We start from the raw sequence: 17,680 nt of genomic DNA on the forward strand, positions 1-17,680 counted from the left end.
ATCCCGGCCATTCCCCCTTGATTGGCGGCGGCGCCCTTTGACAGGCGCCGTCGCCCGATCCCGTCAGATGACGATGTCGTAGCCCTGCAGGTGGTTCTGCTCCTGCTCTTCGAGCGGCGTCGTGCCGAGATCCGTGATCTCCGGGGCGGGCGGCGTGTCGTCGATGGCGGAGGTCTCGCCATCCAGACCGAGGCTCATCAATGTCATCGCGGATGCACCTGCCGGTTCCAGCGAGAAGGACGAGAAGTCCTGCGAGCCGCCGTTGAAGGTCAGGCGCACGACCGTGGTACCCGCATCGAGCGCGACGCTGACGGTTTCGGTGTCCTGGAAGTTCGACCAAGTTCCGGTTCTGGGCGTCGCGACCGTCACCGTGTCGACTGCCGAGCCGTTGGTAAAGGTGGCCGTCACGCTGCGGTTCGGGCCGCCGGTTTCGCCAAGCGACATGGACAGGTTGAAGTCGTAAGTACCGGCCTCTGTCACGTTGATCGTGTATTCCAGCCATTCGCCGTTGGCGATCCAGCCCACGTCGCCGCTGCTGGTTATCTCGACCGACGAACCTGCGCGGCCACCATTGGTGCCACCCTGAAGGCCAGCGGCATCATTGTAAGCGACGCCTTGACCGCCATTGTCATACTCGACGCCGTCGAAGACGAGACCCGCATCGCCGAGTGCCGGAGCCACACCACCGAAGGGCTGCTGGCTGGCCGGCGCCGTCAGCGTGAAGGATGCCAGATCCAGCACGTAGCCGTTGGAAGCGAGCGGACCGTTGAAAGTCAACCGCAGCGTCTGCACACCTGCAGCGAGATTGATCGATATCGGCGCACTCTGGGCAAAGGCGGCGCTGTCGAAATTCGAACCGCCCGCGTGGCCATCGGCAAGGGTGACCGTGCCGAGCTGGGCCTGGCCATTGAGGGAGACGCCGATCGTGGCGCCGGCAACCGGCGTCTTGGCGTTGGCCGAGAAGGTGTAGGTCCCGGCTGTCGGCACATTGATCGTGTACTCCACCCACTCGCCCGGCTTAACATGGCCAATGTCGAGACCCGCACCGACCAGCTCGACACCGCGCCCCGGCCGGAAGGTCGGGTTGCTCGTCGGATTGTCGAGGCCAGCATTGTCATTCCAGGAAATCCCCTGGCCGCCATTGTCGAAGTTTGTGGCGTCGACGGTCAGCACCCCGTTGGTGAAGGTCGGGGCGGCTCCCGGATATGGCGTCTGCTGGTTGACCGGTGCCGTCAGCTTGAACGAAGCCAGATCCAACACATAGCCGTTCGATGCAAGCGGACCATTAAAGGTAAGCCTGAGCGTCTGCACGCCCGCGCCGAGGTTGATCGAGATCGGCGCACTGTCGGCGAAAGCCGCATTGCCGAAGTTCGATCCGCCTGCATGACCGTCTGCCAGCGTGACTGTTCCAAGCTGCGTCTGGCCGTTCAGCGAGACGGAAATGGTGGCCCCGGTCACCGGTGTCTTGGCATTGGCCGAGAAGGTGTAGGTTCCGGCCGTCGGCACATTTATCGTGTACTCCACCCACTCGCCCGGCTTCACATGGCCGATATCGAGGCCCGAGCCGACCAATTCGACATCACGGCCCGGCCGGAAGGTCGGGTTGCTTGTCGGGTTGTCGAGGCCTGTATTGTCGTTCCAGGAAATACCCTGGCCGCCATTGTCGAAGTTCGTCGCGTCGACTGTCAGCACGCCATTGGTGAAGCTCGGAGCCGTGCCGCCATAAGGTGTCTGCGGTCCGGTCGGCGGCGGCGTGGTCGTGTCAAAGAAGTTGACCGTGCCGTCATTGTCCGCATCAAGCCGCAGCGCATCGTTGATGCCGTCACCATTGGCGTCATTGGCAGCCGTCAGGGCATGCGGCTTGACGTTCTTGATGATGAACATGTGGTCGTTGTAGTCGTAATTTCCAGCGCCCGGATAATCCTGGATGGCGATATAGGTGCCGGGAATGACGTTGCCGTCGGCATCGAGCGCCTCGAAGAAGCGGATCAGATGACCCTGGTCCTCGCCGACGAGCTGGCCGAAATTCGGATCGATCTTGTTGGCTTCCGGGTCGGTCCACGAGGCGTAGGTCGGGCGGCCATCGACCGAGATGAACAGACCGAAGGGCGTGTTCTGGTTGATCACGCCGCGGGCGACGGATGCACCGGCACCGTTTCCCGTCACCAGTTGATCCGGGAGAACCGTCTGGCCCTGCTGGTCGTCATTGGCGAAGAGATTGGTCACGGCGCTCGATCCGACCTGGTGATAACCGAGGCGAGCGACATTGCCCTGCTGCAGGAAGGCCGCCATCTGGATGACCTCGACGCTCTTGGACGGGTCGAGCTTTTGCAGATAGGGCATCAGCACTTCGTCGCCGATCGTTTCCACCTTCCCGCCATTGGCAAGCTGGCCCTGCGCGATATCGGTCGAGTAACCAAATGCCTCGACAATCTGGGCGACAGTCGGCTCGGAATTGTTTTCGGAAAACTCCTGCGCCAGCCCGGCAAGCCGGATGACCTGCGCACCATCGTAATCGTTGGAGTTGATCGTCAGCGTCGCTTTGTAGAGATCCGCACCGGCAGTATTGCCGGCATGGGTACCCTTGAAGCGGACGGTGACCTGAACGGAGGCGCCGGCGGCAACGCTCGTCGGAACCGTGCCGACAAATTCGAAGGCCGAAGTATCCGACAGGACAAGGCTCGTCAGTGTCAGCGCGGTAAAGCCATCATTGGTGATGGTGAACGTCGCCTCGTTGCGGAAAGTCTGCGCGGCATTCACCGGCTGGTCGATATTGGTGAAGACCAGACGGTCGTCTGCTGCGGCATCATCGAGACTGGAAATGACCATATCCGCACCGAAACCGACCGGCTGGACGCCCTCGATGACGAAGAGGTTGTCGTTATAATCGTAGTTGATGCCGGTATAGTCCATGATGCCGAGATAGACATTCGGGATCACGTTGCCATTGGCGTCGAGCGCCTGGAACATTTTCACGGTATGCCCCTGCTGAGCGCCGGGTACGATGACCCCACCTGTCGGGTTGAGACGCGGGTCGGTCGAAAGGCCGGCCACGGTTATCCCGAAGATTTCGTTGCCCGCCCAGCCGTCAGGTATATCGTTGTTGGTGAAGTTGCGGGTGGCAAAGGTGTTGTCATTGCCGGCATTCGGCAGAAGCCGCTGGTTGTCGTTGCCTTCGTGGTTCCAGAAGGTCGTGCCCTGCCCCTTGTTGCCGGGATTGTGGATGCCGATCGTCGCGCCGCCAGGCCCGTGGAAAGCTGCGATCTGGGTGATCTTCGCGGTTGTCACGCCATCGGCGAGCTTCCAGTACGGCGACAGCACTTCCGTCTCATCGGTCTTGGCAAAGACGTCGTCGGTAGAGAGAACCGAGTTCTCGCCGCCGCCCTGCAGTCTCAACCCCTCGATCACGTTGCCGAAACCGAAGATCTTCCAGATCTCGTTGACATTGGGTTCCTGGCCACCCTCGTCGCGTGCCTGCCAGAAACCGGCAAGTTTTATGTTTGCGACAGGGCTGTCCTGATCATTGGTGATGAGTTTCAACTGGCCTTCAAAGACGGTCGAGGTCGCATCGACATTGGTGGTCGGCGGCGTATAGGCCGCACGATTGAAGACAACCGTCACATCAAGGAAGGAGCCGGGCGCGATCGTGGCGCCGTTGAGCGCATTCGGGTTCTGCAACACGAACGGGCCGGTGAGCTGGTAGTCGCTGATGGTCAGCGGCTCGGTGCCGGTATTGCTCAACCGCACCGTACCGGTATCCTTGAAGTCGCGCGGCGCGCCGGGTTCCACGGCATCCGGGTCCTCGATATAGGAGAAATGCAGCCGGTCGTCGAAATAGGCGGCATCGAGGCTCTGCACCGCGATATCGGCATTCGGATTGCCTGGCGCCGGCTGGATATCGAGATAGTCGAGACCGTTGGCACCCGGTGCGTTCGAGACGATGCGCAGCTGGTAGTTCTCACCGGCTTCGAGCGCCAGATAGACGGACTCCTCCCCTGCTGTGCCTGCGCCCGGGAAGGCGCTGATATCCACTTCGACGCCATTGAGGAACCACTTCAGCGACTGGCCATTGACTGCGTTGGCATTGGCCGCGACATCCAGCTTGTAGGTGCCATCCGCATCGACGGTGAAGTAGAAGTCGACGGTGCTGCCGTTGACGGTATGCGCCGAGCCATCGGTCGCCTCAAGCTCTATGCGGCCGGAGCCGTCGATCTCGGCGTAATCCGGTTCGAAGATGGCGACCGCATCCTTGGTGACCCGGATGTAGTCGATGTTCGGACCGACACCGCCCGGCGCTTTCAGGGTAATAACGTTTGTGCCGGCAGACAGGTCAAGTGTGACCGACTGCGGCCCCCAGACGGTTTCCCCGGCATTCGAGTTGGCGGCAAAAGGTAGCGTCTGGACCGCGACACCATTCACGAGAATAGTCATCGGGCGCGCGGCCTTTCCCGCACCAAGCGCATAGAGGATATCGAGGCCGTAGCTGCCGCTGGTGCCTGTCGAGATCGTCCAGCTGACCGACTGGTCGGCTGTGCCGACATAGTCGACAAAGGCGCCGCCGGACTGGTTGCGGTTTTCCGTGATGATCGCCGCACCGCCGAGATCACCCTTTTCCGCCTCGTATTTCACATAGGTCGTGCCGTCGACGACCATTTCGCCATCATTGGGAACGGCATTTCCTTCGCTCGCCACCAGCACTTCCAGCTGGTCGATATTCGGGCCGGTGTTAGAGACGGAACGGAGGGTGACCGTATTGGCGCCCGCCGTCAGAACGACCGGGATCTCGATCGTCTGCCAGTGGTTCCAGGGGTCGGAACCATCGGTCACCGACGTCGGCGCAAAGGACTGGACCTTGATGATCGTGCCGTTGATTTCAAGCTGCAATGGCCGGTCCGTCGTGCCGCCATTGGCATAACGGAAGCGCAGGATGGCATTGCCGGCCTGATCCGACGGAACCGAGAAATTGAAGCTGATGAAATCGGCATTGGTGGACCCGAAGTCGGCATAACCGCCCGGAATTCCATCATTGCTGTTGGTATTCCCGTCCGTGCCGTAAGCACCCGGACGCAGGCCGTTCACCGTACCGGCGACAGTGCCGGGTTCGATATTGGACGCATCGCGGATCTGGATCTGCGGTGCGGTCCCGTTCGGCACGACGACGGAGGTGCCGTCATTCGGTGTCCTGTCTTCGGCCTGAATGGTGGTGAGAAGCACGAAATCCTCACCGGAAGGCTCTTCGCCCGGCACGAAATTCAGGCTCACGGTCTTGCTGTTGAGCGCGTCGTCCGTGACTTCGAGGCTGGCAGTCACCGGCCCCGATGTTGTTCCGAGATCGATGGTGAACTGCTTCTGCGCATTGACGGTAATCGTCTGCTTCGGCCCGCCATCTAAGGAAATGCGGATCGCCGTGATATCGTCGTCTAGACCATCGATGCGGAAGATCGCGGCTTCAGAATCGGTAACGTCGACGGCGACGAGGGCGAGATTGTTGCCCTCGTCGGCCGTCAGATCCTGCGTAACGCCACCGGGCGCCGGGGTAAGCAGGATCAGCTGGCTCGCACCCGTGCTGCGGTTCAGCGTCATCAGGTAGAGCTGGCCGGTCACGGGGTTTTCGATGATGTCGAGCGGATCGATATAATCGTCGATGACCGAACCGTCGGGACGGCGCAGCACGTCGTCGTCGATGATATTGCCCTGGGCATCGACACGGATGTAGCGGACGTTATCGCCGGTTGAGAACTGGGCGAAGAGGACCGCGCCCTTGAGGTTGGAACCGAAGGCTCCGCCGGTATATTCGATCGCGCCGTTCGGCGACTGGTTGTAGCCGAGATTGTAGACGCCATCGAGATCGTAGTCCGGATCGGGCTGGACGCCGGTCTGATATCCGTCCGTATTGCTGTTGCCGTCATTGCCGCCGACGACCTCGTTCGGATCCTTGCCTCCCGTCGGGTTGCCTCCGTTGAGGATATACTCGTCACGCAGAACGTTGGGATGGCCGTAATAACCACCCTCGTCGATGGTGAAGAAATAGTCGTACTGTTTCGGTGAGTTGGCGATCGTCGTATCGAGGCCCGGTTGGGTCGAATCGGTCGGCGTCTTGCCGCCCGAAGCGGTGCCGTTGGTCGGCACGTAGAGATTACCGTTCGAATGCCAGACAAGGTCGTAGGCATTACGCACGCCGGTGGCATAGATGCTCAGCACGGCATCCGGGGCGAACGGATTGTAGAATGTCGAATGGGTGCCGTTCGCATTGAAGCTCGCAGCCGGCGACTGATAGCTCGGGTTTCCGGCGACACTGGGCTCGGTCTGTACGTTGAACCCGCCGGCCGGCGCATCGCGCGTCGGATCTATCTCGAGAATTGCCGCATTAAGCAGGCGTTCTGGACGGTTCCCCCACGCGCCGTCGGCAGCGCCAGCCGCGGAGTTGGATCCCTGGCTGAGATAGAGGAGATATTCCGGCTCGCCGTTGCTCACAGTGTAATCGGGGTTACGGCGGAACTCCAGGCTGTTGGTCAGGTGGTCGCCACCTGAGCGCGGCAGGCCGGTGATATAAGTTTCCGCCGTCGAATTCTCGAAGACCTCGCTGAGCGTAACCTTGCTGACCCGGCCGGAGAATTCCGGCGTGTCGAACGCCTTGGATTCACGCGGGATCGGCGCGTTGTCGGAAATCCAGATCGTATTGGGATCTTCAGGATCGAAGACGAAGCCGACAATGCCGCGGCGTTCGCCTCCCGGTGCTTCGAGATAGCTGAGCGACAGCGTTTCCTGCGAGGCCTTGTCGATCGTCCCGTTAGGATTGACGTCCCAGCGATGGATTTCACCGGTGATGGTGGCGACATAAAGCTTGCCGTCAGGGCCGAACTCGATCGACGTATAACCGAAGGAGCCATCGGCAAAGCCGTTGAGAATGACGTCGGTCGAGAAGGCGACCTCGCGCGGCACGTCTTCCGGCGCCGTGCCCGTGACGAACGTGGTCGTCAGGTCCTGGAACTGCCTGAGCGGGCCGTTCGGATCGGTGATCGATCCGAGGTCCATCACGTCCTGAACCTTCAGCGTATAGCTGGTATTCTCCTTCAGATCCTGAAGCGGGCGGATGTTGAGCGTATCGGCGCCACCACTGATCTGGATCGCAACCGGCACTTCGATGCCGGTGAGTGTCTCGATCAGCGTAATGTTGTCGGTATGGGTGATGTTCGGCCCGCGATTGCCTTCCGCCTGCAGGTTGATGCCGACGACGAAGGTCGAGGTTGGATCGATGCCGGTCGGCAATTCGCCATCCGGACCGATCGCGATCGAGACCTGGCCGTCTTCCAGCGAGGCAGCGACAGGGGCGACGAAGTAGGAGAAATCCTTGTCGGCGCTTCGGCCATCGCCCGGCGTGAGGTCGGGAATGCGCTCGACTTCGAGATACTGGATTTCGGTGTTGACGCCGCCGATCGAGTCCATCGTCAGCCTGCCGTCCGTTACCGTCACCACAGCTGTGACCAGCGTCGAGCGGAAACCGCCGCCGTTCTGGCTGCCGTTGATCGGGTTTGCCGGCGTCCACTCAGGCAAGACATTCACGCCTTCGAGGTTGATGATGTAGTTGGAATCGAAGGCTCCTGCCGTATCGCCGACCGACATCGTCACCTGATAGGTGCCGTTTTCGAGTGCCATTTCCCAGGCGCGTGCACCGGCGGCTCCGGCACCCGGATATTCGAAATGGGCGTAGGTCTTCTGCAGGCTGGACGCGCCGGAAACGGTGTCCTTGTACCAATGGGCATTTGCCGGTTGGGCGGATGCGATCGTGCCGTTGGCGGTTCCGTCGGCAACGCTTGCCTCGGTCACCCAGCCATAGGAGAAGCCGTTTCCGCGGTTGCCATATGCGGCACCGGTATCGGCAAGATAACCCGTCGGGGTCTGATATCCTGTCGGCAGGCCCTGCGTCGTCTGGCCTGGTGCCGGTTCAAAGTTGATCTTCACCACCGGCTCGAAGCGGATGAGATCGCGGGTTTCTCCTGGCCCCTCGTCTCCCTCGCGGCTGATCGTGACATTGTCGATATTCGGACCGTTGGTTGTCGTGTTGGCAATCGAAATGGCGTTGACGCCGGCGTCAAGCTCGATGTCGTAGGTAACCTCCACCCAGTTCGCCCAACCCTGGTCACCGGTGCCGCCGGTCGGGATGGTCGAGTTCATCGATATGGTCTGGTTCTCTCCGTTGATCGACAGCACCATCGGGCGATCCGTCGTGCCACCATTGGCATAGCGGATCGTCAGCTGATAGGTGCCCGCCTGATCGACGGTGACGTTGAAGCCGGCCTTGTCGCCAACCTCTCCGCCCATGTCGAGATAACCGCTGCCCTCATAGCCGGGACGCAGGCCGTTGCTGTCATAGGTCAGTCCGGGCCCGCTATTGCCGGCATTCGCTCCACCTTCCTTGTTGGTGGGCGTGCGATAAACGGTGTCGGCCGGCGTCGAGGCGTTCGCCTCGATATCCGTGATCGTGAATGTCTCGCCTTCGATTGTAACAGAGAACGGCTCGGTCGGGTTCTGCGGGCCTTCGCCATCCAGATATTCGAAAGTTGCCTGGTCGATATTGGGGCCACCGACCGCGCCGGCCGGAATTTCGAGGCGAATAGTATTAGCCCCAGCCGTCAGCGTCACCTCGACGCTTTTCTCGATCCAGGAATTCCAGCCCGTTGCGGCGGAGCCGGTGCCGGTGACCGGCCCTGGAACGAAGGAAACGGAGCCTTCGCTCTCGCCATTGACAGCCATGACAAGCGGACGATCCGTCGTGGCTCCGTTGGCATAACGGAATGTGACAAGGTAGGTGCCTGCTGCCGTCGCGTTTACGTTGAAAGTGATCGCATCGCCCGGATTGGAGCCGAAATCGATATAGGCACCGCCATTCGCGCCGGGACGATAATTGCCCGTTGCATCCAGACGGGTGGCATTGACCTCGCGGGTGAGAGACGTGTCGCTGTCGCCTGTTCCGGTATCGTTGACGGTGACCTTCGTTTCGTCTTCCGCCTGAATGGTGAGCGGCGCGACGACAACCGGACCGGCGATCGTGATATTCATCTGCGACTGCGCTACGTTACCCGCAGCATCGGTGACATAGGCGATCGCCGCGTAATTGCCCGATGCAAGCGCCGAACCGTCGACCGCATAATCGCCGTCGGCATCAGGATTGACCGTAACACGCGTCACGCCACCATCGAAGCTCATCTCCACCTTGACGATATCGTCGTCGATACCGGCAAGGTTGAAGTTGATGGAGTCGGCACCGGCGCCGCTCAAGGGTCCCTGCGGGCCGGAGAGGAACAACGGGATTTCGTCCGCATCAGCCGATGTATCGCCGGTCGAGGGCACATTGCCGGTAATCTCGATGGAATCGAGGTTAGGACCGGTCGTGGCACCCGGCGGGATGGCGAGCGAGAACGTATTGGTCCCCGCCTGCAGCGCCACCGTAACCGTCTGGAACGACCAGTTGTTGAAGCCTTCCGCCGGGCCGGACGTATTGGTGCCGGTGGCGACGAAGGGCAGAGATTGCGCCGTGCCGCCATTGACGACGAGATTGAGCGGGCGGGCGCTATTGCTGGCATAACGGATGCTGAACGTGTAGGTGCCGGCTGCCGGCACATCGACACTGTAGTTCAGGCGATCGCCCGCCGTGTCGCCGTAATCGACATAGCCGGTTCCGGAGAAGCCTGGACGCAGGCCATTGACGAGGCCCACGGTACCGGGGGATTCCTGGTTGCTTGGGTCGCGGATGGTCGTGATCGTCGTGTTCGAACCATTGTCCAGCAGCGTGATCGAGCCGGCTTCCGCCTGGATCGTGGTCGAGAACGGCACCAGGATCACCGGTTCGCCTACCGTGACTGAGAAGGTCACCGGTGCACTCGAAAGCTCACCATCGCTGGCGGCAACCGAAATGGCATAGGTACCGGCGGCCACATTGGTCGCGACGGTCAGCACGCCACCGGCAACGCTGATACCGGTCGGCAGCGCAGAGCCGTTGGCAAGGGTTGCGACATAGCTGACGCTGTCGCCCGCATCCGGATCGGTAGCGCCGAGTGCCGTTGCAAGGTTGATCGTTGTCCCCTCGCCGGCATCCAGCACGACATCGGCGATATCGGCTCCCACCACGAGCTTCGGGGCTTCGTTGACGTCACCGACATTGATCGCCAGGTTCGTGGTGGTCGAAAGACCCTGGGTGTCGGTTGCCTTGACGGAGACGGTTACGGTCTCCTGCGCCTCGTGATCGAGGCTTACGCCATCGGCGAGACGGATCGTGTTGCCTTCGATGGTGAAGCGCGTATCCGTCGTCGTGTAGACGATCGCGGCGCTGTTGCCATCCGGATCGGTGGCCGAAAGCGTGCCGATGATGCCCGCGACGACATTTTCGTTGATCGAGCCACCCGTCAGTGTCACAGCGCCTGGTGCCTGCTGCACCGGCCCGGTGGTCGGGGTGAAGGTCAGCTTGTCGATACGCAGGTGCTCGCCGCTATCCGACTGGCCGGAAAGCTGCGCGATGGTTGTATTATTGATGAAGACCGGACTGGTGAAGGTGATGGTCTTCAGGTTACCGGCCTGCGCGGCATTGCCACGCGTCGCCGACGGATTGTCGAACGTGCCGTTATTGTCGAAGCTCAGATTGCTCGCCAGAACCGTTTCGCCGATTTTCAGGGAGAAGGTGGCGCTGCCGTCTGTCTCATCGAAGACGCTGATGGTGACGGTGTACCAGCCTTCGGTCACGCCGTTCTGCGATAGAACGGTGGTGACATTGGCAGACTGGTTGGCATTGGTGCGGATCAACTGGCCGCCGGAAGCGGCGGGTGCAGCCGAGAGATAGAAGCCGGTCGCCGAGCCCAGACCGGTAAACGCTTCCGCTTCGACGACGAAGCTTGTCTCGCCTGTGGCCTCACCGCCGATCAGGAACGGAACCTGGATTTCCGCACGCAGGCCGGAAGGATCGGTCGCGACAACGGTAAAGAAGCCCTCGCCCGGCTGCGTCGGTGTACCGACAATGACACCCTGCGCATTGAGGCTGAGGCCGGGCGGAAGGTCTTCGACGGAGAAGGTCAGCTGATCGCCGTCGACATCGGAAAACGCATCGCTGAAGGACGAGATGTCGATTGATACCTCGTCTCCCGTCATCGCTTCCATCGGCTCGAACTGGATCGACGTGTCGGCGACCGGTGCATCGTTGATGTCGGCAACAGTCAGGACGAAATCGCTGCTGGTCGAACCACCACGGCCGTCTGTCGCGACAACGGTAACCGTATAGCTTCCCGGCAGTGCCGCGATCGGGCCTGAGAGAACCCCGTCCTCGAAGACGAGGCCGGCAAAACCCTGGGCGGGAACACCCAGCGCAGTCTTCACGTCCAGCGTATAGGTCAGCGTATCGCCATCCGCATCGACGAAGGGAAGGTCGACTTCGAGCAAACCGCGCTCGTTGATGCTCATGTCGGCAAAACCACCGCCGACAATGCCGGGAACGGTATTTTCCGGTTCGATCTCGGCAAGCTGCACGTTGGAGAAGCTGACCGAGCCGAGGCCGTTGCTGGCCTGGTCATCGTCGGCGATGAACACCAGCGAACTGATCGTCTTGCCCGCATGGGCCGAAAGATCGATGGTGACCGTAATAATCTGGCCGGGTGTTCCGGCCGAGCCGTTGCGCAGGTCGATGAAGGAAGGCTGGTTGTGGTTGCCGGCGATCTGGTAGATCGACTTGTCGCTCGCCTCGAAAGGCAGCTCGTCGTTGTCGAAACCGATAGCGATGATTTCCGATAGCGAACTCCCGATAGTGACCTTCAAGGTCAGCTGGGTGTTGTCGGTGATCGTGTAGCTTTCTCCGAGCAACGCGCGTTTCCAGAAATTCCCGTTAAGGGTGAGCGTATTGCCGCCATCGGCAATGACGCCGCCGGGACCGCTGTCCTGCGCGCTGTAGGGCGTCAGGCCGGCGTGGTTGAAGACGAGTGACTGCGGATCAGCCGGTTCGACCGGCTGATCCGGCGCGTCGGTCACGCCGAAGGTAAAGGTTTGCGTGGTCGTGAGCACCCCATCGGTGGCGCTGACGACGATCTGGACAGACGGTTCTGCGACAAAGTCGAAGCTGGCGCCCGGTGCGACGATCAGCTGGCCGCCATTGATCAAGAAACGTGCGTCGCTGACCGCATAGGACAGCAAGTCGCCATCCGGGTCGGATCCGCCGACCGTGCCCAGCACAGTGCCCTGCGCCACGTTTTCCACGAACGTGTTTGCGCCCGTAAACGAAATGCCGGTCGGCGCTTCGTTGATATCGGCGATCGTGACAGTGATGGCCTGTGTGGCGGTGGTCTGTCCGTCGCCGACGGTCACGGTGGCGGAATAGACACCATCGCCATCCGCATCGTTCGGGCTTTCGAAATCGGGCGCTGCGATCAGCGACAGGTTGCCATTGGTATCGATGGTGAACCTGTTCGCATCGGCACCGGAGAGCGCATATTGCAGCAGGTCTCCATCGTCGTCGGAGGCGCTGATCTGGCCGACAGCAAGGCTGTTCTCGTTGATGACGAAGCCCGGTTCGCTGGAGATTTCCGGCGCCGCATTGGTGGGATCGACAGGGTCGACCGGCTCGGGAGCAACGGTGATGCTGACCGTGATCGGGGTCGAACTGAGCGTACCGTCAGAACCGACAATCTCCACCGAATAAGAGCCCGGATCGACACTTGCAGCAATCGCGAGCTTGCCCGCAACGATCGAAAAGCCGTCCGGCAGCTCTTCGGCATTGGCGATGACGAGCGAGACATCGTCGCCATCCACATCGTCGGTCGTCAATGGAAGCTCGATGACATGCGCACTGCCTGCGACCACGTTCTGCGGGGCGACGCTGCCAAACAGCAGCGGTGTATCATTCACCGAAGCAACCGTGACGGTAACGGTGGACGTATCGCTCAGGCCGTCCTGATCGGTCACCGTGTAGCTGATCGATGCCGAGCCATGAAAGTCGGCAGCCGGTGTGAAGGTGATGACGGTGCCAAGAACCAAGACGGTGCCTTGTTCTGCCGGCACCGTTGCGATGATGGTGAGCGTATCATCTTCGGCGTCGGAAATCAGTTCCGCAACGTCGATCGTGATCGACGTGTCCTCGACGCCTTCAACCGTCAGGTCGAGCGCAATCGGAGCGGTATTTTCGACCGGCGTCGGATCGGCTTCCAAAAGCTTGATGACGAACTTGTCGATATTGGGACCGGTCGTGACGCCGGCGCCGCTGAGGATCAGTGTGTTGGAGCCGGCCTCAAGATGCACCGTGACGGTTTCGACTGACCAGCCTTCCCAGCCCTGACCGATACCGGTGGCACCGGCCGGGGCTGTCTGGACATTGGTGGGAAGATCGGTCGGGCGCGCCCTCACCGCATTGGCCTGTGTGGAGGCGAAGTTGAGCGTGTGTAGCGGATCGCCTGCGACCGCGTCGCTATAAAGCTTCAACGGCCGGTTTGTTGTGCCGCCGTTGGCATAGGTGACCATGAACGAATAGGTGCCGGAAACGGGAACGTCGAATGTCATCGACACCTGCGCAGCGGCACTCTGCGCCCAGTCGAGATAGGATTCGCCTTCGGCGCCAAATCGGAAGATTTCGCTCGCAGGCGTGTTTGACAGATTGATCGGCCGATTTATCGCGCCGTTGGAATTGTTGCCGACCTGGGTCACAAGGCTTTCCGCCTGGATCACGATCATGTTCGGATCGGCATTGCGGATTTCCAGATAGTCGATATTCGGCCCCGAAAAGCCGTTCGCCGTCAGGCGGATCGTGTTTTCTCCGGCCTGCAGCAGAACGCGGGTCCCGCTCTCCGAATAGGTGGCGTTGTTTGTCGTGCCATTGAAGTCGAAGACGCGATCCCAAAGCTGGCCATTCACGTCGAGACGCATCGGACGGGTGGTAACGGTCGAGGAAAACGCATAACCGAAACCAATGTCGTAGAAACCCGCCTGGCCAACGGAGAATGTCCATTGGATATACTGGCCGTTGCCGATATTGTTATTGGTCCCGACGCCGGCGAAATCGACATAGGCGTCGCCATCGGCCGCGTCCGCATTCGGAATATCGGTCGCGCCCGCTGTGTCCTTATGAACGACATTCGGATTGGTGGTCACGTTGCCACCGGAATTGCCGAGCGTGGCGACTTCAGCCTGAATGCGTAAGGGCATGGCTGTTACGACCGGCGGCTCAATCACCGGTTCGACTGGTGGCTCCACCGACGGCTCGACCACTTCCTCAACCACGTTCTCCGAAGGTTCGTCTGCGACCAGAGCCGGGTTGTCTACCGAAGGCTCTACCGTGACCAACGCAGCTACGGAGCGGTTAACCGCCTGTCCTCCGATCTCGATCGGCGCAACATACGAAACGGGACCGCCCTCGCGGCCGGAAGAAGAGATATCACCGGCGCCGATAAAGCGGAAATCGCGCCCGCTCGTTTCCGGTATTGCAGCGGAAGCCAAATCAGCCGGCGCAGCTTGCGGTACGGTACCGGTCGTCAGGTTCGCCTTGCCATCCGGTGTTGCAGACGCCTCTTCCTGGGTTTCGTTCGATGCATTGGCGGTGGCAGACAAAGGTGTCGCTGCAAGACTTGCAACCTCTTCGGCCCGTGGCGCAGGCGGCGTATCGTCAGGGGCAGCACCAACCCTCGGCTTTTCCTCCGTCGCGTGCTGGACACTGGGGCTCAGCGCCAGCGCAACCGCGCCGACGGCGGCAATGTTCAACCCGGCAAGGGCTGCCGATGTCAGGAGCGAACGGCCGGACTTGCCGCCACTGGCAGGGCCCAGGTTGCTGACGCTGGCAATTTCCGCACCGGCATTGTTGAGCGACGAGAAGGTCAGGACATGCATGCCCTCTGCAAGATCGATATGAAGGACCCTGTTGGAGAAGGTCGTCCAAGAGCCGGTCGGCTCAAACTCGATGACTTCCGGCACCTGGCCACCGACGGACAATGTCGATCGAAGAGGTTCGTTACGGCCATTGGAAAAGGCGATCAGGATTTCCTGTAGGCCACCGACTGACACGTCGAGAAGAAAGCCTTTGGCCCCGGCTGCCTCGCCGACAGTTACCCCCAGCGGGGATGTCAGCTCAGCTACGGAAGTCACGATGATTTTGCCGGATTTGCTTTCGTTATCCATGATCGCCCCCAAAAGGAAGAGCGCTGATATCGCGCTCGAAGTGCTCCGACAGCCCGTGATTGTCCGGGCTTGTCCCCACCCCGCAGTGTGCTTGAGGCGATTGCGATCACAAACATCCCAAAAGGCCGAAGCGCTTGGTCAATTGAGGTAAACGAATGATTAACGACTAAACAAAACGCGCAGCCCCCTACCCGAAACGCCAATTTCTGAATGAAACCGGCAAAGCGCCACTTGCAATCGCAGTGGGGCAAAAGAGAGCATCTATTGAGCTGAAGCGGCAGGCTCGCCAAGGATGGGGCTATCTGGAGACCTTTGAGACGCCGCAAGCGCGGAACCGAAGCCGACGGCAAGAGCAGGATCCTGTTCACGTCTTGAATTCGAAGAACCATAATCCAAACGGGATAAGACAGATGGGATGGTTGTCCCGCAATCGCGCCGAGCGGCGCGGGAAACGCATGCTCAGGCGATAATCGATGCCTGGAGTAGGAGCGTTTGGGTGAATTCGGGCATGAATGTTCGTAGATTGACGGCAACAAAGCCGCAAATAGCCGACATTACGGTTGTTGCCGGCCGGAAGAGATCCGAGCCAACCTGAATGCCCTTGTGACCCACGGCATAAAGCGCCGCTTGGGTGCGATTCTGCATTCCGAGCTTTTTCAGGATGGCCCGAACATGGACGCGAACGGTGCTTTCTGTGATATCCAGTTTTCGGCCGATAACCTTGTTGCTCGCGCCCTTCGAAATCAGTCCGAGCACAGCATGTTCGCGATCTGTAAAAGAGCATCCCTCAAGGGCCCGGGCATTCATGTCGTCGTTAAGGCCGGAGTGTCCCAAGCCCGCAACGGCAACCGTCGGCAATAGCGTGATCCCATGACGAACGATGCGCGCAGCAAGCGCTATTTCCTGCAGCGAGGCACCATCAGGCAGCAACGCGCCCACTTTGCCGATGATTGATCGATACTCGTCGACACTTTGGTTTGCCCGCATCAAGACGATAATGTGCGATGTGTCGACGGCGTCGTTGTCACGATTGAGTTGCGCAACCAGTTCTTTCGGATTGACCGCGTCGATGATGACGACAGTGTCGTCCCAGTCGATTACCAGGTCCGCCACGCTTGAGAAGGAAGGAGAGTGTGAGACCTGCGCAAACTCAGTTCTTATGGCTTGCGCCATGGCACAAGCAACGATCGTGCTGTCACTCACAAGAAATACTGAAACACGCATATTCCTTCTCCCCCAAGACACTAATAAAGGAAATAAAAAAATAATCTACACTTTAATTCCCAGGTGTCGAAAAAGGTTATTTTGGAAAAGCGCTAAGCATCTATACTTCGTCGATTATTCAAGCATTGACAGCAAAATATTCATGAACAGATGGAGTGCGTGCCTTACTCTCTAATGAGCTGCTGATGGTAACAAGTATCAATCAGCAGGCATCACTTTCGATACTTCGACATAGAAGTTCGGTCTCTGTAAAATGATCTCTCGATACGGGCCGTGTGGGTTCCGTTCTGCTCTTATGAGAGCCCTGTCCGTATTCGTTGAGAGGAGCTAGTAACCGGCGGTTCGATCAACTTGACCTTCCGGAATCTCGCAATGCTTGATAGCTTCGATCGCGCGCAGAACATGCGCCGTACCGGCGGCGGGATCGACCCAACTGGCAATGTGCGGCGTCACAGTAACCCTCTCTTCGCCCCAAAAAGGGTGGTCTGACGCCAATGGCTCCTTGCAGAATACGTCGAGCATGGCGCCACAGATCTGGCCGCTGCGCAACGCTCTCAGCAGGTCCTCCTCGACCAACTGTTCTCCACGCCCGGCATTTATGACGTAGGCACCTTGCCTCAACGCTGTGAATGTTTCCCGATTGAGGATGCCGATCGTTTGTTCGGTATGCGGAAGAAGACTGATCAAGATATCGGTCTCAGCCAGGAAGGACTTAAGACCATCCGCTCCGCCAAAAACGTCTAAACCTTCAACCGGCCGCCCGCTTCGGTTCCAGCCGCGAACCCTGTATCCCATCGCCGCCAGCGCCCGGGCGCTAGCCTTGCCGAGGCCGCCCATGCCCATGATGCCGATCTGCGGATTTGAGAGATCGAGTTTCTGCCAAATCTTTGCAGCCTGGTTCGCACGCATCTCATCCATGCGGCGATGATGGTTGAGCACCGCCATGACGACGTATTGCACCATGCCATCTGTGATCGACTTGTCGACCATGCGTACGATCGGCAAATGTAGCGGGATCGTGTCGTCGCTCAGGAGATGATCGACGCCCGCCCCCAGCGAGAACACCGCCTTGAGATTGGGGTAACGCGCAATCTCTCCGGCGCCCGGTGCCCAACAGAGCACATAGTCAACCTCTTCCAGCGGCCCCGTTTCGGGCCAGGCATGGACGACAAGATCGGGTGCTTGACTGGCGAATGCCTGCTGCCAGGGAGCCGTCGGGGCGTTTTTTCTGATGATGACGAGGCTCACGCGGCACTCCACAAGCGCATTCAAAAAAGACGCCGGAAAGCGCGATCGGGATGCAAAGCTCCCGCAAAGC

The 17,680-nt window shown here is 60.1% G+C and carries 3 protein-coding genes; all 3 read right to left on the bottom strand.

The annotated features are described in order from the left end of the window. Positions 1-63: 63 nt before the first annotated feature. Positions 64-15,138: a carbohydrate-binding protein gene (locus ACI3K0_RS13160; protein WP_404945396.1), complete on the bottom strand. Its 15,075-nt coding sequence runs from the start codon at positions 15,136-15,138 to the stop codon at positions 64-66. A 459-nt stretch (positions 15,139-15,597) separates the two neighbouring features. After that, entirely contained in the window at positions 15,598-16,362 is a 765-nt protein-coding gene (locus ACI3K0_RS13165; RefSeq protein ID WP_404945397.1) for a LuxR C-terminal-related transcriptional regulator, read from the bottom strand. A gap of 327 nt (positions 16,363-16,689) precedes the next feature. Continuing rightward, positions 16,690-17,610: a 2-hydroxyacid dehydrogenase gene (locus ACI3K0_RS13170; protein ID WP_404945398.1), complete on the bottom strand. Its 921-nt coding sequence runs from the start codon at positions 17,608-17,610 to the stop codon at positions 16,690-16,692. Positions 17,611-17,680: the final 70 nt, after the last annotated feature.

The organism is Rhizobium sp. ZW T2_16 (assembly GCF_044987325.1).
Lineage (GTDB): Bacteria > Pseudomonadota > Alphaproteobacteria > Rhizobiales > Rhizobiaceae > Neorhizobium > Neorhizobium cellulosilyticum.

Coding starts and splice junctions, on each gene's coding strand:
- ACI3K0_RS13160 (WP_404945396.1), bottom strand. CDS start 15,138: ATGGATAACGAAAGCAAATCCGGCAAAATCATCGTGACTTCCGTAGCT.
- ACI3K0_RS13165 (WP_404945397.1), bottom strand. CDS start 16,362: ATGCGTGTTTCAGTATTTCTTGTGAGTGACAGCACGATCGTTGCTTGT.